The sequence below is a fragment of the Mesorhizobium loti CJ3sym genome (genome assembly GCF_000472785.1).
GTDB classification, from domain to species: domain Bacteria; phylum Pseudomonadota; class Alphaproteobacteria; order Rhizobiales; family Rhizobiaceae; genus Mesorhizobium; species Mesorhizobium loti_E.
The window spans coordinates 255,682-276,161 of the sequence record NZ_AXAL01000001.1; the positions used below are offsets into that span (position 1 = coordinate 255,682).

The 20,480-nt window shown below is 61.8% G+C and carries 17 protein-coding genes; 8 read left to right on the forward strand and 9 right to left on the reverse strand.

The genetic code is table 11. The annotated features are described in order from the left end of the window. Window positions 1-103: 103 nt before the first annotated feature. Complete coding sequence (locus A3A9_RS0101470) at window positions 104-1,282, reverse strand: cysteine desulfurase family protein (RefSeq protein ID WP_027057209.1); 1,179 nt, start codon at window positions 1,280-1,282, stop codon at window positions 104-106. A gap of 239 nt (window positions 1,283-1,521) precedes the next feature. Here A3A9_RS0101470 and A3A9_RS0101475 point away from each other — a divergent pair, with 239 nt between their 5' ends. Then, a complete protein-coding gene (locus tag A3A9_RS0101475) occupies window positions 1,522-2,196 on the forward strand; it encodes an alpha/beta hydrolase (protein ID WP_023669128.1) in 675 nt (224 codons plus the stop codon). 220 nt (window positions 2,197-2,416) lie between these two features. On the opposite strand, the gene A3A9_RS0101480 is transcribed toward A3A9_RS0101475, so the two are convergent. Next, entirely contained in the window at window positions 2,417-3,271 is an 855-nt protein-coding gene (locus tag A3A9_RS0101480; RefSeq protein WP_027057210.1) for an oxidoreductase, read from the reverse strand. A gap of 115 nt (window positions 3,272-3,386) precedes the next feature. On the opposite strand from A3A9_RS0101480, the gene A3A9_RS0101485 reads away from it, so the two are divergent. Both A3A9_RS0101485 and A3A9_RS0101490 read left to right on the forward strand, forming a co-directional pair. Beyond that, window positions 3,387-4,289 (forward strand): LysR family transcriptional regulator, encoded by a 903-nt coding sequence (locus tag A3A9_RS0101485; RefSeq protein ID WP_027057211.1) that lies wholly within the window; start codon window positions 3,387-3,389, stop codon window positions 4,287-4,289. 72 nt (window positions 4,290-4,361) lie between these two features. Continuing rightward, window positions 4,362-5,012, forward strand: a complete 651-nt coding sequence (locus A3A9_RS0101490) for an FMN-binding negative transcriptional regulator (protein ID WP_027057212.1) — start codon at window positions 4,362-4,364, stop codon at window positions 5,010-5,012. 7 nt (window positions 5,013-5,019) lie between these two features. Here the strand turns inward: A3A9_RS0101490 and A3A9_RS0101495 are convergent, their stop codons facing one another. From A3A9_RS0101495 to A3A9_RS0101510, 4 genes are read right to left on the reverse strand one after another with little or no spacing between them, the layout of a single operon-like run. Next, entirely contained in the window at window positions 5,020-5,835 is an 816-nt protein-coding gene (locus A3A9_RS0101495) for a phosphatase PAP2 family protein (protein ID WP_027057213.1), read from the reverse strand. 45 nt (window positions 5,836-5,880) lie between these two features. Further along, window positions 5,881-7,530, reverse strand: a complete 1,650-nt coding sequence (locus A3A9_RS0101500; RefSeq protein WP_027057214.1) for an ArnT family glycosyltransferase — start codon at window positions 7,528-7,530, stop codon at window positions 5,881-5,883. Between the two features lie 39 nt (window positions 7,531-7,569). Continuing rightward, window positions 7,570-7,905 carry a lipid-A-disaccharide synthase N-terminal domain-containing protein gene (locus A3A9_RS0101505; RefSeq protein WP_027028626.1) on the reverse strand — a complete coding sequence of 112 codons (336 nt, stop codon included), beginning with the start codon at window positions 7,903-7,905 and terminating at the stop codon, window positions 7,570-7,572. After that, the gene (locus A3A9_RS0101510; protein WP_027028625.1) at window positions 7,898-8,632 is read right to left on the reverse strand and encodes a glycosyltransferase family 2 protein; all 735 of its coding nucleotides are present in this window, start codon (window positions 8,630-8,632) and stop codon (window positions 7,898-7,900) included. Before A3A9_RS0101510 ends, A3A9_RS0101505 begins: the two co-directional genes overlap by 8 nt. Before the next feature lie 311 nt (window positions 8,633-8,943). Here A3A9_RS0101510 and tyrS point away from each other — a divergent pair, with 311 nt between their 5' ends. Next, a complete protein-coding gene (gene tyrS, locus A3A9_RS0101515) occupies window positions 8,944-10,197 on the forward strand; it encodes a tyrosine--tRNA ligase (RefSeq protein ID WP_027057215.1) in 1,254 nt (417 codons plus the stop codon). Between the two features lie 131 nt (window positions 10,198-10,328). On the opposite strand, the gene A3A9_RS0101520 is transcribed toward tyrS, so the two are convergent. Then, on the reverse strand, window positions 10,329-13,712 hold the full coding sequence (locus tag A3A9_RS0101520; protein WP_027057216.1) for a DUF3971 domain-containing protein: 3,384 nt from the start codon (window positions 13,710-13,712) through the stop codon (window positions 10,329-10,331). Window positions 13,713-13,807: 95 nt separating this feature from the next. Here A3A9_RS0101520 and A3A9_RS0101525 point away from each other — a divergent pair, with 95 nt between their 5' ends. Beyond that, window positions 13,808-14,275, forward strand: coding sequence for a peroxiredoxin (locus tag A3A9_RS0101525; RefSeq protein ID WP_027057217.1), 468 nt, complete (start codon window positions 13,808-13,810; stop codon window positions 14,273-14,275). 21 nt (window positions 14,276-14,296) lie between these two features. On the opposite strand, the gene A3A9_RS0101530 is transcribed toward A3A9_RS0101525, so the two are convergent. After that, on the reverse strand, window positions 14,297-15,439 hold the full coding sequence (locus A3A9_RS0101530; protein ID WP_033838256.1) for a GNAT family N-acetyltransferase: 1,143 nt from the start codon (window positions 15,437-15,439) through the stop codon (window positions 14,297-14,299). Continuing rightward, the gene (locus tag A3A9_RS0101535; protein ID WP_027057219.1) at window positions 15,436-16,431 is read right to left on the reverse strand and encodes a sterol desaturase family protein; all 996 of its coding nucleotides are present in this window, start codon (window positions 16,429-16,431) and stop codon (window positions 15,436-15,438) included. The genes A3A9_RS0101530 and A3A9_RS0101535 overlap by 4 nt, the downstream gene beginning before the upstream one ends. A 304-nt stretch (window positions 16,432-16,735) precedes the next feature. On the opposite strand from A3A9_RS0101535, the gene A3A9_RS0101540 reads away from it, so the two are divergent. The 3 genes from A3A9_RS0101540 (at window position 16,736) to A3A9_RS0101550 (ending at window position 20,478) form a co-directional block, all read left to right on the forward strand. Then, window positions 16,736-18,040, forward strand: coding sequence for a M23 family metallopeptidase (locus tag A3A9_RS0101540; protein ID WP_027057220.1), 1,305 nt, complete (start codon window positions 16,736-16,738; stop codon window positions 18,038-18,040). A gap of 261 nt (window positions 18,041-18,301) precedes the next feature. Beyond that, on the forward strand, window positions 18,302-19,741 hold the full coding sequence (locus A3A9_RS0101545) for an FAD-binding oxidoreductase (protein ID WP_027057221.1): 1,440 nt from the start codon (window positions 18,302-18,304) through the stop codon (window positions 19,739-19,741). Next, window positions 19,738-20,478 carry a FadR/GntR family transcriptional regulator gene (locus A3A9_RS0101550; protein ID WP_027057222.1) on the forward strand — a complete coding sequence of 247 codons (741 nt, stop codon included), beginning with the start codon at window positions 19,738-19,740 and terminating at the stop codon, window positions 20,476-20,478. Before A3A9_RS0101545 ends, A3A9_RS0101550 begins: the two co-directional genes overlap by 4 nt. Window positions 20,479-20,480 lie beyond the last annotated feature (2 nt).

Consider the following 20,480-nt stretch of genomic DNA (forward strand, 5'->3'; position numbering starts at 1 on the left):
GCGGCAGCGTAAGTTCCATATAGTGCGCTTCGACCGGAAATTCACCCGGCCAGCATGAAACGCACGGCTCTACCAGGCCAAAAGGCCCAAAATCGTCCAACCGCTACGCGGCTTCTTCTCTATCCGCCTTTTCCCTGGCGGCTTGCCTTGCGGCGATGCCCGCCAGGGCGGTGCGGAACAACTCGATGTCCTCAGCGCCGGTCGCCGGACCGATCGAAACGCGCAAGGCACCGAGACTGTCACCGTAACCCATGGCTTTCAGCACGTGGCTCGGCCCGACCTTGCCCGACGAGCAGGCGGAGCCGGCCGACAGCGCCACACCGGCGAGATCGAAGGCGATCTGCGCGGTTTCGGCCTTGATGCCGGGAATAGCGAAGAATGTCGTGTTGGCAAGCCTTGGCGCGCCGGTTCCAAAGATTTCCACTTCCGGCACCAACATTTTCAGCATGGCTTCGACGTCGTCGCGGCGATGCCGCACCGCCTCCACGGCCAGCAGTCCGGCCAAGGCTTCGCGTGCGGCCACGCCAAAACCGGCAATGGCGGCGAGGTTTTCCGTGCCCCCGCGATGGCCCTTTTCCTGACCCCCGCCATTGATCAGAGGCTTCGGCATCATCAGATCTGCGGCGGCAACGATGGCGCCAACACCCTTGGGACCACCGATCTTGTGCGAAGACAGAATCAGATAGTCGGCGTAACCCGCTGATAGATCGATCGAAACGCGCCCCGCCGCCTGAACCGCATCGACAACCAGGATGCCACCGGCCGCCTTGACGATTTCGGCGACACGACCAATCGGCTGGAGAACGCCGGTCTCGTTGTTGGCGGCGTGGATCGCGACCAGCGGCAGGCCCTCTGCCTTGTCATGACCGCCGAGCGCTGTCGCGAGGGCAGCAAGATCGGCAATGCCGTTGGCATCGACACCGATCCGCGTCACCTGCGCGGCCGGGAAGCGTCCGCCATTCAACAGACAAGGATGGTCAGCCTCCGACACATAAAGCCTGCTCATCCGCACGCTGCCGCGCCCCATCTGCCAGTCGGGTGAAAGGAGCGTCGAGGCGGCTTCGGTCGCGCCGGAGGTGAACACGACATGTTCGGGCTTGGCATTGACCAGCGCCGCAATCTCACGCCTTGCGGTCTCGATCAGGCGGCGCGCGGCACGCCCCTCGGCATGGACCGAGGACGGGTTGGCGGTCACATCAAGCGCCGCGACCATAGCCTCGCGGGCCGCTGCAAGCAGCGGCGCACTGGCATTATAGTCGAGATAGGCGCGTTTTGCGGCCATTTTCGTCGGTTCAGTCCCGTCAGAAGCCATTCCGCAGTCGTATGGCGTTATTTCCTTGAAATTCCAAGGCGAGCCGTCCTATTTACGCGGCTTGCGGCGCGGGTGGCCGGGCTCGACGTCTGGCCACTCAGTTTTGAACAATTCTAAACTAGCTTCTAAGAAGACGCTCGCCCTGCGTCAAGGCCAGAGGAATGTTCGTTCCGGGCGCCGCGCATTCGTATACGTAAGTGGAGTATTTCATGCCTGAGGTCATTTTCACCGGTCCGGCCGGTCGCCTGGAGGGACGCTATCAGCCCTCTAAGGAAAAGAGCGCGCCGATTGCCATCGTGTTGCATCCGCATCCGCAGTTTGGCGGCACGATGAACAACAAGATCGTCTACGACCTCTTCTACATGTTCCAGAAGCGCGATTTCACCACGCTGCGTTTCAATTTCCGCGGCATCGGCCGCAGCCAGGGCGAATTCGACCATGGCACCGGCGAATTGTCGGACGCGGCCGCCGCACTCGACTGGGTGCAGTCGTTGCATCCGGATTCGAAGAGCTGCTGGGTCGCCGGCTATTCCTTCGGCTCGTGGATCGGCATGCAGCTCCTGATGCGCCGGCCCGAGATAGAGGGCTTCATCTCGATCGCGCCGCAGCCCAACACCTATGATTTCTCGTTCCTGGCGCCCTGCCCGTCATCGGGCCTGATCATCCATGGCGATGCCGACAAAGTGGCGCCGCCGAAGGATGTGCAGGGCCTGGTCGACAAGTTGCACACGCAAAAGGGCATCACCATCACGCAGAAGACCTTGCCCGGCGCCAACCACTTTTTCGCCAACGACGCCGATCTGCTGCTCGAGGAATGCGCTGATTATCTTGATCGCCGGCTGGCGGGAGAATTGTCCGATCCACGGCCGAAGCGGCTGCGCTAAAACGTCAGACAAAGGGGCCGCCTGGATGCTGACGTCAACGAGCAGAATCTCGGGGCGGTCGCGTTCTGCTGCAAATGCGGCTTCCTGCCGGTAGGACGTTCCGAGCTGGACGGATCGGGCAAGCCCTTCCCGCTCATTCAAATGGCGCAATCGGCCTGAGCTCGAGCTCAGGCCGGGATGAGACCACGTTCGTCCTTTTTCCTCTGGATTTGCGGGACTATCAGCCTGCCCAGGCGGCCGCGCCCATAGGTTCGAAATCCGTCGAGACTGCAACGTCGCGCCATTGCCTCAACATGGCTTGCGAGTCGGTGATCCGGCGTTCGCTCCGCGTGACGGTGTCGCTGCCGAGCGGCAGCCGAAACGGCGGTTTGGCCAGATTGCCAATGTCCACAATAATTTCTGCCAGCTTGTCCGGATTTCCGGGCTGGTTGTGATTGGCGTCGATTGCCGTCTGGCGCATCGCGCCGGAGGTTTCATGGTAGTCCGCAATTTTGTTCGCGCTGGTGACAAGCGACGATGCATCGAGAAAGTCGGTGCGAAAAAAGCCGGGCTCGACGACAGTGACATGGATACCGAGCGGAGCAAGTTCCATCGAAAGCGCTTCGCTCAGGCCTTCGATGGCGAATTTGGTCGAGCCGTAGACACCCCAGCCGGAGAAGGAGGAGATGCCACCGACCGACGAGATGTTGATGATGTGCCCGGCGCGCTCCTGGCGCATGTGCGGCAGGACGGCCCGTGTCACGGCAAGAAGGCCAAATACATTGGTGCGATAGAGCGCTTCAATCTCTTCGGCACTCGCCTCCTCGACAGCGCCGAGCAGACCATAACCGGCATTGTTCAGCAGAACATCGATACGGCCATATTTGCGGACCGCCTCGTCGGCTGCCGCGCGCGCCTGCGCCGCGTCGGTCACGTCGAGGGTGACCGGCAGAAGATTGGAGCGATCGCCAAACCGTTCGACGATTTTTTTCGAGTCGCGAGCGGTGGCGACCACGGCGTCGCCGTTTGCCAGCGCACGTTCGGCCACGAGGGCACCGAAACCACGCGAGGCACCAGTGATGAACCAGACTTTCATGAGACATTTCCTTTTCAGATACCGGCGATCCCGCCGTTGCCTTCACGATCTAATTTTTCTCCGCTACTGAGAGTAGAGCCTGGATTTTTGATGGAGTACTGAGTATAATTCAGTAATGGCACGCGTTGAACCCAATGACCTTTCGGTTTTCCTGACAATTGCCCGTCATCGGAGCATTCGAAAGGCAGCCGATGAGATGGGTGTGACGCCGTCGGCCCTCAGCCATGCCTTGAGGGGACTGGAAGAGGATCTGGGCGTGCGGCTTTTCAACCGCACGACGCGCAGCGTTGCGCCGACGGAAGCGGGAGAGCGGCTCCAAGCCCGTATCGCACCGGCCTTTCGAGACATCGATGATGCGCTCGAAGACCTCAACAGCTTCCGCGATATGCCAACCGGAACGCTTCGCATCAATGCTTCACGCGCCTCGGCGGAAATTATCCTTTTGCCGATCGTGACCCGTTTTCTCGTGGCCTATCCAGGAGTCAATGTCGATATCGTCGCCAACAACGCCTTCGTAGATATGGTGTCACAGGGTTTCGATGCCGGAGTGCGCTTTGGAGAGGTCATAGCGCAAGACATGATCGCGGTGCCGCTCGGGCCTCCGCAACGTACCGCCTATGTCGCCTCTCCCGATTTCTTTCGACGATATCCCAGGCCGACGACCCCGGACGAATTAAAGGGCTTGCCTTGCATCCGCTTTCGTTTCGAAAGCGGCCGCTATTATGCGTGGGAGTTCGAGCGCGACAACGTGGAACTGTCCGTTGAGGTCAACGGGCGACTTACGCTCGGCGAGCAGGATCTTGCCGTGCAGGCCGCACTTGATGGCGCGGGGATCGCCTTTGCCTTTGAAGCGCAGGTCAAGGACTTCATCGAACAAGGCCGGCTTGAGCGGGTGCTTGAAGACTGGTGCCCGCACTATCCGGGTTTCTATCTCTATTATCCGAGCCGCCGGCAGTTGCCAGCGGCGCTGCGGGCCTTCGTCGATTTTGCACGGAGATCGATTTTGCACGGCACATGACGACATAGGCACGCCGATGCTAAGGTCGCCCGGAAATCAGCATATTGCGACGGCGAAACCGGGAAACTGACGATGTACGAGCCTCCTCATTTCAAGGAAACACGGGTGGAGATCCTGCATGGACTGATCCGGGCGCATCCGCTCGGCATGCTGATCTCGAACGGCCCTGATGGACCGGAAGCCAATGCCATCCCGTTCCTGCTCGATGGGGCTGTGTCTGCGAACGGCAGGTTGCGCGCTCACATGGCCAAGGCCAATCCGCAATGGAAGCTTATCGCGGAAAACCCGTCATCGCCCGTGCTGGTCGTCTTCCAGGGCACTGATGCCTATGTGACGCCCTCCTGGTATGAAACCAAGCGCGAGACCGGCAAGGTGGTGCCGACCTGGAACTATGCCATCGTGCAGGTGCGCGGCACGGCAAAGGTGATCGACGACCAGGACTGGCTGGCGCAGCAGATTGCCGACCTTACCGTCTCCCAGGAAGGTCCCCGCGAGGCGCCATGGGCGGTGACCGACGCGCCGGCGCCGTTTATCCAGTCACAGATCAAGGGCATCATCGGGCTGGAGATCGAAATCACTGAGATCCACGGCAAGTGGAAGGTCAGCCAGAACCGTCCTGTCGCCGACCGCGCCGGCGTTGCGCAAGGACTTGAAAGCGAAACCGCCAATTCGTCCGACATGGTTCGCCTGGTCAGGTCCTACGGCGGATTGGACAGCAATTAGCAGAGACTTATTTTCGCGGCGCAATCAGCCGGAACGATGCTTTGCGGACCGGCAATCCTGACGGTGTCGGGCGGAAAATGAAGCCGAGCCGGGCAAACACCAGTCCGCAGGCCAGCGCGAAGGCGCAGCCGAGGCCGAAGCCGGCCACCGTGTCGCTCGGATAGTGGGCGCCGACGAAAACCCTGGTCGAGGCGAAACAGGCGGTGATCACCAGCGCGATATACCAGCGCCGCGGGAACAGGAGCAGGAGCACACCGAACACCGCCCCCATTGTCGTGGCATGGCCGGACGGAAAACCGGCAAAGCGCGCGTCGAAGGCAAAGGGATGCAGGGCCAGAACACCAAAGTCCTGGAAGTAGAGCGGACGGGCCCGGCCAATGGCATATTTCAGCACATTGACCAGCAGGCCGGACAGGCCAACGGAACTCAGCACCAGGAAAGCCAGGCAGGTCCAGTTGTAGACCAGCATCAGCGATCGCCGCGATAGGCTTCGCCAATCGATCAGATTGGCCGCGACGAGCAAAAGCGCCGATGGGATCAGATACCAGCCGCCGAGAGCGAACTGGGTCAGGAACTCGGCAACCCTGGCTCCCGACCATTGACCATGCAGCACCCCTGCCGGCGTGTCGAGACGAACGAACGCCGCCGCCGTCAGCAACACCCAGACCAGGCCCCAAACCGGCCATGCGACGTTGGGGTAGCGCACGGGACGAAGGGCAAATCGATTTCTGACGATCTGCATCGTGTCGCGAAAATTGCCCAGGGATCGGCGCCCCGCTCCCAGGAGCCCGCCGGAAACAGAAGGACGCGATTTCACAAGCATTGGGATTTCGACCCCATTGTTGCCGTCATGGACATCGACGAGCCGTCATGGCGCCACACGATAAAGGCCGAGCGACATCTTGTCTCCCGACGAATAGTTGAGGCCATCGATCTCGGCGACGCGGTTCACCGACTTGCCTCGCACCGACAGCATGCCATTCAATTTCTGCTCGTCCCCGATCGGCGCCAGTCCCAACGCGCAGGCGGGATCGGCAAGCAGGTGTTCCGCGACACCACCGATGTTGGTCAGCACCGTTTTCGTGCCGACCAGGAACACAAGGCTCGGTTCCTGATACTGTGACGAGGCCAGCACCGTGGTGTCGCAAGGTTTGTTGGCAAGCACCGCTGCCTTGATCGCCGGGCTTAGCCAGATCGGCTTCAGCGACGGGGCGATGACCCCGAACAGCAAGGCATAGGTGATGCCGGCACAAGCGGCTGTGGCTCCGATACGGGGCAGCGGCACCTGCAACTGCCGCGAAAAAGCGAAGTAGCCGGTGCCAAGCGCTGCCGCGGCGGCCGGAATGCTCCACCAGGAGAAGGTGTGGGTGATATAGATCGGCGCCCCAATGCAGACCGCCGCCAGGCCGAGGCTGACCACGACCAGGCCGAAGGCGGTCGACCACCACAACCATTGCTGCCAGCGCTTGAGCGGCGCATTGGCATCCTCCGGCTGCAATGTCAGCATCCAGCCGATCAGCAGCGCCATGCCGGGATAGGCCGGCAGGACATAGTGCGGCAGCTTGGTCGGGATCAGTTCGAACACCAGCCAGAACGGGATGTACCAGGCGAGGCAAAAGCGCAGCCTGACATCGTCGCGCAAACGGTTGAGAGCCTGGAGCCCAGCGCCGACCGCGATCAGCCCGAATGGCCACATGAACAGCGAATAGGTCAGCATGTAGAAGCCAGGCGGCAGGCCGTGCGATTCCTCGCCCGAGGCGACCTTGCCAAGCATGTCCTTGCCAACGGCTTGCTGCAGGAAAGCGCCGTGGCTCTTCCAGGTGATCGCGGCGAGCCACGGCAGCGCAATGACCACGACCAGCAGCAGGCCGCGTCCAATCCTGAGCTTCGACAGCCAGCGCCCATCACGCTCGAAAGCAAACAGCACCGCGATAGTCAGCGCCGATAGCAGCGGCGCAATCGGTCCCTTGATGAGGATCGCCACCCCTTGCGCGATCCAGAATATCCACCAGAGATGACCGGCAACCGGTTCGTTGCGGCGCGATGCCAAATAGATCTGCGCCAGTGCACCTTGTGCCGCCACGCAGCAGGCGAGCAGCATCGCATCGGTCTTGGCGTCGCGCCCCTCGAAGGCCGTGGCGAAGATCGCCGCCATCACCAGGCCTGCAGCGATACCGGCATTGGCGCCGAAAAGATTGGTCCCCGTCCAGGCGATCGCCAGCACCGCAATGGCAATGCCGAGCGCCGAGATCGTGCGGTAGACCCAGATCGGCGCTTCGGCGCCTTGGCCACTCAGCGTCACGGCCGCCGATTGCAGCCAGTAGATACCGACCGGCTTCTGGTATCGCGACGCGTCCTGGAAGCGGATGTCGACATAGTCGCCGCTCTCCGCCATCTGCTTGGTGGCCTGGACGAAACGCGACTCGTCGCGGTCGATTGGCGGCAGGGACGCCAGTCCCGAAACCGTCATCACCAGGCTGAACAGGAAGAGAAGAATGTAGTTCCTGTTCAACGCCATTTCTGAGCCTCTTTGATCATTGCTTGACGGGTGGGCCGCTCAATCGACCTTGGTCATCGCCGCCGCCTTGCGCTCATTGGCGATCAGCCAGAGATTTCTGACATAGATGAACATGCCCATGGCTTGGCCGGCGATGAACACCGGATCCTGACGCACGATGGCATAGATCAGCAGCAGGCCGCCGCCGAACAGGGAAAAGAACCAGAAGGCGACGGGCACCACGCTGCGCTTGGCCTTTTCAGAAGCAAGCCATTGCACGACGAAACGCATGGTGAAGAAGAATTGGGCGATGAACCCCAGCAGGATCCACGCGTCGAATTGCTTGACGAAAACCTGATGAAGCCAGGTTCCCAATTCCTGAAGCACGTTAACCACGGCTGATTTCCTCTACTTTTGGCATTCTGCGCCGCCTGCGGCGCAGCCACCAGACGCCGCCAAGATCGAGCGCGCCCTGCAGGCCGCGGTCGAAAATGCCATAGTTCGACTTGCCGTGGCGACGCGAGCGGTCGACGACGTCGCAATGCACGACGCGATAGCCTTCCTGGATAACCAGGGCCGGGACGAAACGATGGGTGCCATCGAAAAACGGCAGTTTGCGCAGGATATCGGTGTGGACAGCCTTCAGGCCACAGCCGGTATCACGCGTCTCGTCATGCAGGATGGCGTTTCTCAGCCAGTTGGCGAAGCGCGACGCGAGCTGCTTGACCTTGCTGTCGCGGCGCTTGAGGCGCTGCCCTTGTGCCGCGCCGAAATCGGGGCCGGCCTGACGCAAGGCATCGACCAGCACCGGAATGTATTGGGGGTCGTTCTGGCCGTCACCGTCGATCGTGGCGACGATGCTGCCGCGCGCCGCCCAGGCGCCCGAACGCACCGAGAGGCTCTGTCCGGCCGATTTCTGGTGCCGCAATTCGCGTACAGGAAACGGCCGAAGTGCCGTCTGCTCGGCAAGCACAGTCGCCGTCTCGTCGGTCGAGCCGTCATTGACGATGATCAGTTCGAAGTCGCGACCGGTCATCGCCGCCTCGATCTCGTCGATCAGCAGCGGCAGGTTTGCCGCCTCGTTCCTGCAAGGAATGACGATGGATATCAATGCGTCCGGCATGTCGCGTCGGGGCTCTGTCGTCGGATATGGCATTTTGTGGATGCCGTGCGGTGCCGCTCGAGGTCGTGGGCTGCAAGAACCTTTGGCGCGGCGCCTCATTACGCCAGCCGAAACAATGACGCAAGCATTCGTGCCGGACGGCTCGTTGCACCGTTTCAAGAAGGGATGATTACCCGGACATCTTGTAATCCCTGCGGATGGGCAATGTGCCGCAAAACCGGATTCCACTTTTGCTGATCGCGCTTGGGTGTTAAACGCGCCCGTTCACATATGCCCGCGCCGGACGGCCGGACGCTTTTCGGGAAGAAACCATGCCTGCCTTCAAATCCGATTTCCTGCGCACGATGAGCGAGCGCGGCTTCATCCACCAGATTTCGGATGAGACCGGCCTCGACCAACTTTTCGCCAAGGAAACGGTCACTGCGTATGTCGGCTATGACGCGACCGCCACCAGCCTGCATATCGGCAATTTGATCTCGGCGACCATGCTTTACTGGCTGCAGGAGACCGGGCACCGGCCGATCGCGCTGATGGGCGGCGGCACGTCGATGATCGGCGACCCATCTTTCCGCGACGACCAGCGCAGCCTTTTGACGCCGGAGGCGATCGCCACCAACATCGAGGGTATCAAGCGCATCTTCGGCCGCATCCTGCGTTTCGGCGACGGCCCGAACGACGCCGTCATGGTCAACAATGCCGACTGGTTGATGAAGCTCAACTATGTCGAGTTCCTGCGCGATGTCGGCCGGCATTTTTCCGTCAACCGCATGCTGACCTTCGACAGCGTCAAGCTGCGGCTCGACCGCGAGCAATCGCTGTCGTTCCTCGAATTCAATTACATGATCCTGCAGGGTTACGATTTCGTCGAACTTGCCCGGCGCCAGAACTGCCGCCTGCAGATGGGCGGGTCGGACCAGTGGGGCAACATCATCAACGGTGTCGATCTCGGCCATCGCATGGGCACGCCCCAGCTTTACGCCTTGACCACGCCGCTGCTCACGACATCGTCCGGCGCCAAGATGGGCAAATCGGCGAAGGGTGCCGTCTGGCTCAATGGCGACCTCTTCTCGCCCTATGATTTCTGGCAGTACTGGCGCAACACCGAGGATGCCGATGTCGAGCGCTTCCTGAAGATATTCACCCGCCTGCCCCTCGATGAGATCGCGCGCCTGGCAGCACTTGGCGGCTCCGAAATCAACGAGGCCAAGAAGGTCCTGGCAACGGAGACGACGGCGATCGTCCATGGTCGCGACGCGGCGAACCAGGCCGAGGAAACCGCGCGCAAGACGTTTGAAGAAGGCGTGACCGCCGAAAGCCTGCCGACCGTCGAGGCCGACAGGAACGCGCTGGAGGCCGGCGTCGGCATCCTGTCGCTGCTGGTCACGGCCGGGCTGGCATCGTCCAATGGCGAAGCGCGGCGGCACATCCAGGGCGGTGCGGTGCGCATCAACGACCAGTCGGTCAGCGATGACCGCCGCATGGTGACGCTTCAGGATTTGAGTCCGGAAAACATCGTAAAGCTTTCGCTCGGCAGGAAAAAACACGTCCTGGTGCGGCCGGTCTGAGGCCGTTTAGAGCCGTTCACCATTTCACGGAAACGGTGAACGGCTCTAACTATTTGTTTTGACGCAATTCCCAAGGGAAAGCGCTACGCGCTTTTCCAGGGAAAACCGCCTCACACTTTCCTGGAATTGCTCTATCGATACTCGAAGATCGACCGGAATATGCCGGGCGCGATCACCGACAGCGGGTTGACGTCGAGCACCGGCTTGTTGGCATTGCCCCTGAGCCGGTAGGTGACGCCGATCAGGCCACGGTCGCGGCCATTGCCGAGCAGCGCGCCGACGATGGGCAGTTCGCCGAAGATGCGGTTGAGGCCGTAGACCGGCATGAAGGTGCCGGTCATGTCCATGTTGTTGTTCTGGTCGTAGAGAATGCCCTGGAACGTGGTGCCGATGCGCGGGCCGCGCAGAACGCCATTGGCCAGTTTCAGATAGCCGCTGCCCTTGTCGATCTCGGCGTAGCCGCGCTCGAACTTGACCCGCGAGGTGTCGAGATTGCCCTTCACCGCCTGGTTAAGGCTGCGGCTGTCGCCGGTCGGCGTGGTCGAGACGATGGAGGCCAGTTTCGGCTCGTTGACGATGAAGAAGTTGCTGGTATCGACCTTGCCCTTCATCGGCCCGTCGCTGGTTCCTGACAAGGCCAGCGTGATCGCGCCACCTTCCATGTGCTCGTAGACGTTGAGGAACCTCAATATGGCGCCGGCGTCCGCCGACTGCACGGCGAGCGAGCGCCTGCCGTCGCCGGTGGTGTTGCTGATGGTAATCGCAGCGCCGGAACTCGCCGTCGCGCTGACCTTCAATCCGTTCACCCGCGAACCGGCCGCACTGTAGTCCAGCTTCAGATTGGACAGTTGCTCGTCGTGGAAACCGGTCAGCTGCTCGACGTCGGCGCTAACGGAGATGTTGTCTGTTCCGGTCGTCTTGGTTGCGGTGTCCACATCGGACGTGAACTGCTTGACCAGCGAACGAGCATCAAGCGCATTGCCGGAGATGTCGACCGCATAGCCCTTGCCCGATCGCTTCACCGACACGGAAACATCGTCACCCCTGTTCAAGGTGACTTTGCTGAATTTCGCCGAAGACAGGGCGCCATTGACCAGCACGATGCTGCCGCCGACGGAGAAGGTTTTGCCTTCGAGGTCGAAGTCGGACAGTGTCGTGGTGTCGCCGGCCTTGGTCATGACAAAAGTGACGTTGGCGGGAACCCCTGCCCCCTTGCTCCAGCCGGCCCAGGGAACGTCCAGCCTGGCATTGGTCAGATCGGCCGAGACGTTCTGGTTGCCATCGCCGCTCTTGTCGATCGCGACTTTCACCGTTCCGCCCAGCAGCGGCGTCAGGCCGGGCATGGCAGCGGCACGGATCTTGTCGTCCAGCACCAGGGCCACCTTGCGGCTGCGCGCCGGTCCGTCATCCGCCAGCGGTTCGACAAGGTCGAGTTCGGCCGGAATGCCATTCAGCGATGCCTTGGAGGAGATTACCGCCTTTTGCGGATCGACGGTGATCGAACCGTCGGCATCGGTCACGGTCTGCCCCTCGAACGGCTTGGCCAGCGACAGGCCGGTGTAGTCGAGCGACACCAGCCAGTCGAGCTTGGAGGTGTCGATGCCGGACTGCAGCGGGATATCGGCCCTGACATGGCCAGTAACGCTGCCAGACAAGTCCTCCGGCAGGAAGCCGACATGGCGCATGGCGTTGATCGGTTCGTAGGAGGCGAGTTCGGCGACGGCCGCCGCGTCTCCATCGACGTCGATGTCAAGCGCGCCGATGACCGGCGGATGGTTGGCGCCTTTGACCGCCAGCGTGCCGTTGCTCGCAGCCACAGTGCGGCCGCTGGGCATGAAGACCGTGCCCGATGACAGCGAAATGTCGACGTCATTGGCGTGAAATGCGACCATGCCAACCGCGTCTCGTATCGGCGGAATGCGGCCGGCCGTATCGAAGCGCGATCCTTCGATCTTGAAAGTGCCGAACACTTCATCTGCAGAAAGCGGCACGCCATTGCCGAGACGGTCCGGCACGACGTGGAACTGGAGGTTGGCGTCGACGACCCGGCCACCGAACAGATTGCTCAGCACCCAAAGCCGGGCGTTGCGTGCCGAAAACCAAGGCCATAGCTGCTTGACATGCGAAACCTGCATGTTGTGGACGTTCAACGCCACATTGATCCCGGGCGCCTTGCCCTCGACGAACTCGACCGCCGCGGTTCCCATCACCTCGCCGCTGGAATCGGAACGAAGTGCGATCTCCTCGGCCACCAGCTTGTGACTTGTGGGTTGATAGACGCCGGCAATGCGGGCGAGGAAGGTCAGCGCGGGCTCAGGCGATTCCGATGGCGCCAGGGTCGAACCGTCGCTGGTCAGGTCGTAACGATAGGAAGGTTCCTCGCCCGCCTTCCCGGTCGAGGGTTTTGGCCCTATTGAGCCGCCGAAATTGAAAGTAGACCGGCCGGTTTTCAGCAGCAGCCTGTCCACCTGGATCTTGTTGCTGCCGTCGACAAGCGTGGCATTGACATCGACGTCGGCCGGCAGCAGCCCGCGTGCACCCATATCGAGCACGGACCCCGTCGACGACAGGACGGCTGTCAGCCGTGATGCATTCGCGCCGGATCCTTCCGATCCTGTCAGCTTCAACGCGACCGCACCCAATTTCCCGGCGCTGGCCGTGGTGGTTTCATCGGCATCCGCCAGATCGATGCTCGCGTTCAGCGCCGTCACCCGGTGCGCCGCGACATCGCGGGTGGCGGAAGCGGCAACGGTGACCTTTCTGCCATCGACATCCGCCTCAGAGGAAAACGCCATGCCGCCCGGCCCCGACTGGACGACCGTGGCATCGGCGATGGTGACCAGTTTGATCGCTCCGGTTTCGGGCAGCACGAATTCGACATTGTCGAGATCTATCCGGCGCATCGAATCTTCCCGCACGGCGTCGAGCGCGCGGTGGATGTTGCCAAACACTGCCTCTGACAGTTTTTCCGGATCAATGAGGCCATCCTCATTGCGCAGCGCGGCTGTCCAGTCGCCCCCGGACGGCATCGCCGCCACAACGATATGTGCATCGGAAACCCTGGCGCTGGTCAGCCGCACCTCTCCCCACAGCAGCGGTATCAGGCGCACCCCGAAGCGCACGCGGCCGGCGTCGGCCATGGGTTTGCCGTCCGATGTCTTCAGGCTGACATCACTCACCTGGAGTGCGACGAAGCTTGAACTGTCGAGCGTAATGCGGGCAGGCCCGACGGCGACATGGACATCGACACCGGCGAGTTTCTCGATGGCGGCTTCCGCTTCGATGCGCAGTCGGTCTGCGCCGATGCCGGAAAGGCCGATGAGATAGACAGCCATAGCTGCCAGCAGCAGGAGCGCGACGATGCCGGCAAAGACGCGCGAAAGGATGCGGAAACCGCGGCCGATCGACGCTTGGCCGAGCGGCGGGACACGGCACGCGGACGGAAAGGCGCCCAGGTCGGTGATCTCGTCACGCCTGAACCTGATCTTTTCGTGCTGCGGTTGCTCCTGATCCACGCAATCTTCCGTTGTACAAATTCGCTCGTGGACGAATCCCCGGTCGACACTATATCGGTGTGGCTTCGCGCGTAACCTCAAACAAGGGCATCGATATGGCTGACCTCGACGTGGGCGATCTAGCGCCGCAGTTCGATTTACCGCGGGACGGTGGTGGATCAATTAGCCTTGCCGCATCCGCCGGCAAGCCCGTAGTGCTGTATTTCTACCCGCAGGACGACACGACAAGCTGCACGCAGGAAGCGATCAGCTTTTCACAACTGAAACCGGAATTCGAGAAAGCCAGCGCTGTGGTGATCGGCCTGTCGCCTGATAACGCCAAGAAGCACGACAAGTTCAAATCTAAATACAACCTGACCATCCACCTCGCCGCCGACGAGGAGCGCAAGGTGATCGAGGCCTACCATCTGTGGGTCGAGAAATCGATGTATGGGCGCAAATACATGGGCGTCGAGCGCGCGACGTTCCTGATCGGCCGCGACGGTCGGATCGCCAGGATCTGGCGCAGGGTCCGCGTCAAGGGCCATGCTGAAGAGGTGCTGGAGGCTGTTCGCGCGCTTTGATCGTGCCGAAATGAGGCGATCTTACTCGTCTGGCGTTTCAGCCTTCGGCTGCCGCCGCGCCCGCCAGGATTTCGAAACATGGTTCGCACGATCGGCCATCGCGGCGAGATGACCGCGCAGACCGCGCGCGCCCATCACCGACGACAGCGTGACTGATTGCGTGGCAAAGCGCCGCTTGAAATCCTCGCCGCCGCAGAGAAAATCCACTTTGGCCAGGCCACGGTCGAGCGACCACTGGATATAGTCCATCATCAGCACCATGCCCGGCGAGGCGCGCTCGTATTCGGGATCATAGGTGGTGACAAAAGCCATCATCGTGCCGTGCTGCTCAAAATTGATCGAGACAGCGATGATCGCACCGTCAAGCTCAAGCAAGAAGATGCGCAACAGCCCGAGTTCGGCCAGCACCGAAATGAGCGCGGCGAGAACGGGCGAGCCCCGATCGAACAGATCCGAAACGCGGCCATGCCTGACAAGCCAGAGGCGCTTCAGCACCGCAACCCGGGCGAGCACCGGCTCGCGCGGGTTGTCCGCATCGAGCAGGCGGAAACGCAATGTACCGCCTTCCTCCATGAATTTGCGGCCACGGCGGTAGTTCTGCCGGGCCTTCTTGGACAGCGTCTCGAACCATTCCGCCCCCCGCTGCCAGGGACCCGCGACACGATAGCTGATTTCACTGCGGTGGTTGGGCCGAAGTGCCTTGCCGTGGTGCGCGGCCGGGTCCAGCAAGGCATGAACACCGGCATCCGGCAGCAGACGGTTGAGATAGATGAGGTCGAACCCGCCCTGATCGAAAACATGCTGCCAGAGGCGGGAGATCGCCTGCGGATCGCTGTGGGGCGCAACCAGCGCATCGCCATAGTCGCTGTGATCCTTCGCCGCCCATTCGAGCATGCGGATGCCGGAGCGCTTGAAGGTGGCGAGCGCTATCACGCCATCTAGGCGGTCACCGTTCCAGGCAAGCCCGATCCTGAGCGTGCGCCGCTCCTGATGCGGGGTGGTGCGCCACCAGGCCGCGATCCAGTCGGGGTGCTGGAAGACAAGCCCGCCGGCTCGCTGCCGAAGCGCGCTCCAGGCCGGTGCGATCTCGGCCAGGCGCGTCGCCGATGTCACGACTTCAAAGGTGCGTGTCCGCGGGATCGCGAGCACGAAAGGAGCGTTCATGGCCGTTTCCCTTCGGAGGGTCGCGAAGTCCGTGGCTTTCCAGGCCGGATGCGCCTGGCGATATGCCCCCACATCCGCTTCAGCGGCATGACATAGAGGCCGGCGAGCGACTGGTAGTCACGCACATCGCGGTCAACCAGTCCAAACTTGAAGTCCTCATCCGGCCTCGGCACACACAATGTTCCGAAGAGCCGGTCCCAGAACGAGAACAGCAGCCCGAAATTCTTGTCGTAGTGGAGCGGATCGACGCTGTGATGCAGCTGATGCCAATGCGGACAGAGGACCACATGATTGAGCGGGCCGAATGAGATCTTGAAATGCGTGTGCCTGACGAAATCCATCATCAGGATGTTGCGCATGACATAGACGTTGACGCCAAAGACGGTGAGTTCGACAAGGTTCAGCGAAATCAGCGACCAGATGCCGAAGCAGACGCCGACGACGACGCCGTCCCAGGCTCGATTCATCAATTCATCAAGCGGGTGGACCCGGTCCTTGGTGATCCCGACCATCACCTCGGCCGAGTGATGCACCTTGTGCAACTCCCAAAGCACGGGATAGCGATGCTGGGCGAAGTGATAGAGATAGTAGGAAATGTCATAGGCGAGCAGCATGGTGATGGTAAAGATCAGTACCGTCACCGGCCCTGCCGGCCCCTCGATCAGAGGCGGCTGGAACTGGAACAGTGTCGAAAACAGCCAGTTGGTTGCGTAGCCCACCGCCGTGACGAAGACAATTCCGGCGGGCAGCATCAGGAAGGGCATCAGCGCCTTCTTCGTCACCCAGAACATCAGGTCGGCCTTTGCCGAAGGGTGAGTGATGACCTCATGCGGGATGACGAACTCGAAAAACTCCTTCCAGCTCTTCTGTTCGACCGTGTGCCAATAGGCTACGAGCGCGCTGACAAGGGCAGTCAACAGCAAAAGCCCGGTCGCCAGCAGACTGGTGCCCGAGATCTTGTCGAGGATCTTGCCAACCAGATCGCCCAGCATTCCTGTCGCCATAGTGAATCCCAAATCCCGGCAGGCTTTTACTCGAAACCCGTCAATTAAGAGCAATCGAAGACAGTTAAGAAACTGAACCTGATCCGACAACGACAGGCCGTTCTCCCGGCAGCACATTGGTGCTCATCGTCGATGATTTCGCGACACGGTGGCCGATCCTCGGCAATTTTCGTGCAACCTCTTGCCCGCGCCGCTTGCATTCGTTGCCGCTCATGTAATCCGGCAAGCCTTTGTTAACCCTAATAATGTGTAATCAAGCTTGTCGTGGTGTCGTAAACGAAAGCTTGGTCCCGTGAACGCAACCGGTCAGTCCGCAATCTTCGGCAGGCGCAAGGAACCCCACACGGTCATCATCGCCCGGGGCAATGAGATCAGGCACTTTACGATCCGGCCCTGGCTCGCGGCATTCATCGGTTCAGCACTCGCCGCCATCGCCATCGGTTACCTCCTGGCCACGTCCTATCTCGTGCTGCGCGACGACCTCATCGGCGCCACCACCGCGCGCCAGGCGCGCATGCAGCAGGCCTACGAGGACCGCATTTCAGCGCTTCGTGCCCAAGTCGACCGCATCACCAGTCGCCAGTTGCTCGACCAGCAATTGATGGAAACCAAGGTCAGCGAACTGATCGAGCGTCAGAGCCAGTTGAGCCAGCGCCATGGCCGTCTCGGCCCGCTGCTCGAACGTGCCGAGAATGAGGTCGGAACGGCGCCCACTGAGGATCCGGCCGCGGCTGCCAAGCCCGACAAGCACGCCGACGTGACCGGCAGCATCAACCAGCCGGCGCAGAATTACGCGGTTGCCAGTCTCAGCGCCGATCTCGGCGCCGCCGACACCAGGCCATTCTCGTTGTGGTCGACCCGCAGCGATCCACTGCCCAACGATTCAGCCGCCGATCGCGCCGACAAGCTGTTCGTTTCGATCAACCAGTCGCTGAAATCCATCGAGAACGAGCAGCTTACCCGCATCAACACGCTTGCCGACAATGCCTACAAGAGCGCCGACGCGATCACCCAGGCGCTCCAGGCTGCCGGCCTGCCGGTCGACAGTGATTTCGGCAAGAATGAGAGCGATGTCGGCGGACCGCTGATCCCGCTCGACAACTCGATGATCTTCGACAGCAAGGTCAAGGAACTGGACGAGGCGCTGGATACGCTTGACCATCTCAAGAAAGAAGCGCGTCAGCTGCCGCTGGCCAACCCGGCTCCGGGCCACTCCGTCACCAGCCCATTCGGCGTGCGCACCGACCCAATTCTTGGCACCGCCGCCCTGCATTCCGGGATGGATTTCAGAGCGCCCATCGGCATGGACGCCAAGGTTACGGCGCCTGGCATCGTCATCAAGGCCGGCTGGAACGGCGGTTATGGGCGCATGGTCGAGGTCGACCACGGCAACGGCTTTTCGACGCGTTACGGGCATCTCAGCGAAATCGACGTGACCGTGGGCGAAAAACTGGACGCCGGCGCCGTCATCGGCAAGACCGGCAGCAGCGGCCGCTCGACCGGCCCGCATCTGCATTATGAAGTCCGCCACAATGGGGAAGCGATCGATCCGTTGCGCTTCCTCACCGTCGGCAAGAAGGTCGAGCAGTACCTCTGAGGCGCGCCAGTCCTGACCTGATTGGAACCAACACCTCTCAAACCAAATCTGCCCCGCTCTGCAAGCAATCCAGTACTGAGTGATCGCTATGCCCGCTGGCCTCGACTGTCAGCCAGCCGCTTCGCTTCCTTGGCCGGGACCTCATCCAACAATCTAGCAAGCGACTTTGTCCACGGCCGTTTGGCCCGTCGGCGTTGACACAAATCAAGTTGTAGGATGATATGTATAACCATACGCCGCAACACCGACACCGATCTGATAATGACCATTCACGGCATCCCGCCTGACGTTCTCGCCGCCCTGGAGCATCTCCTGGGGCAAGGTGGCGTGGCTGCCGATGCAGCCAACATGGCGAAATACCTCGTGGATTGGTCCGGCGATCATCATGGCGCAGCGGTTGCAGTGCTGAAACCAGCTTCGGTCGCTGAGGTTCAGGCCGCGGTTCGGCTGTGCGACACACTCGGACTGGCGATGATCCCGCAAGGCGGCAACACCGGGCTTGTCGCGGGGGCGATCGACATCGGCACAGCCTGCGGCGCGGTGATCATCAGCCTGGAGCGGCTGAACAGGATCCGCGTCGTCGACGGCGACAATTTCACCCTGCAGGCCGATGCCGGCTGCATCCTGCAGCACATCAAGGATAGGGTCGAGGACCAGGATTGCCTGTTTCCGTTGGCGCTCGGCGCTCAGGGCAGTTGCCAGATCGGTGGCAATGCGGCGAGCAATGCCGGTGGCGTCAATGTCCTGCGCTACGGCATGGCGCGCGACCTCATTGTCGGTCTGGAGGTGGTGCTGCCGGACGGCGAATTGTGGAATGGCTTCTCCGGCCTGCGCAAGGACAATCGCGGCTACGACCTGAAGCAGCTTTTCATTGGCGCCGAGGGCACGCTGGGCATCATTACCGGTGTCGAGGTCAAGCTGTTTCCGAAGCCCGGTAAGGTCGAAACGGCGTATCTGGGCCTTCGCTCATTCGAAGCGGCGATCGCGCTGTTCAGGCAAGCCCGGCGCGGATGCTCCGACCTGATATCCGCCTTCGAGATCATCGGCGCGGAATGCATGGAGCTTGCACGCCTTGTCGACCCGGACACGGTCACGCCAGTGACAGCCCCTGTTCATGTACTGATCGAACTGTCGTCAAGCGCCGCGGTCGACCTCCGGACGCTGCTGGTCGACTTTCTTGCCAGCGCGATGGAAAACGAACTTGTCGCCGATGCAGTGCTGGCCGAAAGCGGCGCGCAGGCACGGGCTTTCTGGGCCATTCGCGAAGGGCTGGTCGAGGGCCAGGCCAAGCGTGGCTATCACGTGCGCACCGATCTCTCGGTGCGCATCTCCGACATTCCCACCCTTATCGCCCAGGCCCGTGACTTCGTTGCGCGGGATCATCCGGGCTGGCTGTCAGCGGCCTACGGCCACGCCGGTGACGGCAACATCCATTTCAGCGTCCTGCCGCCGCTCGACCTTGCTGAACCCGACGCGCGCACCACGGGCGCCGCCATCACCACCGGGTTGTACGACATCACCAATGCGCTCGGCGGCTCGATCAGCGCCGAGCACGGCATCGGGCGCACCCGTAGCCGCGTCTATTGGGCTGGAATGTCTCCTGTCCACCGCCAGTTGGTCACCACGCTGAAAGATGCGCTCGATCCGAACAGGCTTATGAACCCCGGCTGCCTCTTTCCCGTGACGGAGAACTTGTCATGAAACAACGACTTGCCGCCATCGGCACCGTCGAGGCACTGCCGCACCGGGTTGCCGCCTTCCTCAGCCGCGAGATTGAGTCCGGCGACCTCAATCCTGGCACCCTGCTGCCAACGGAACAGCAGCTGTCGGAGAAATTCGGCGTCAGCCGCAATGTGGTGCGCGAGGCGATCGCGCAACTGCGCGCCGACGGCATGGTGGAGGCGCGGCAAGGCATCGGCTCGTTCGTCCTGGCCCCCGAACAGCGCGCGTCGATCCGCATCGACCGCGAGACGCTGAAGGAGGGGCAGAACATGGAGCGGCTCTTCGAGCTGCGCTGCATCCTCGAGGCCGAGTCCGCCGCACTCGCCGCCGAACGCCGCGACCAGGAGCATCTCGACGCCATCAAGGCGGCACTCGACCGGATGAGTGGCGAGGAACGCTGGGAAGACGGCAGCATCGACGCCGACCTGCTGTTTCATCGCGAAATCGCCCGGGCGACCGGCAACAGCTACATCCACACCTTCATTTCCTTCGTCTGCGAGCAGATCCGCCGCTCGATCTATTACGCACGGCAGACCAACCCCTTGCACGATCTGGTGGAAGTCAATGTCGGCGAGCACGTGCGCATCTACGAGGCGCTGGTCGCCGGCGACCCGGCAGCAGCCGAAGCGGCGATGCGTGCGCACATCATCGGTGCGGCCGACCGTGTCGGCGTCAAGCTGCCGTTGCGCACCCAGCGTACCGAGGAAGGGAAATAATC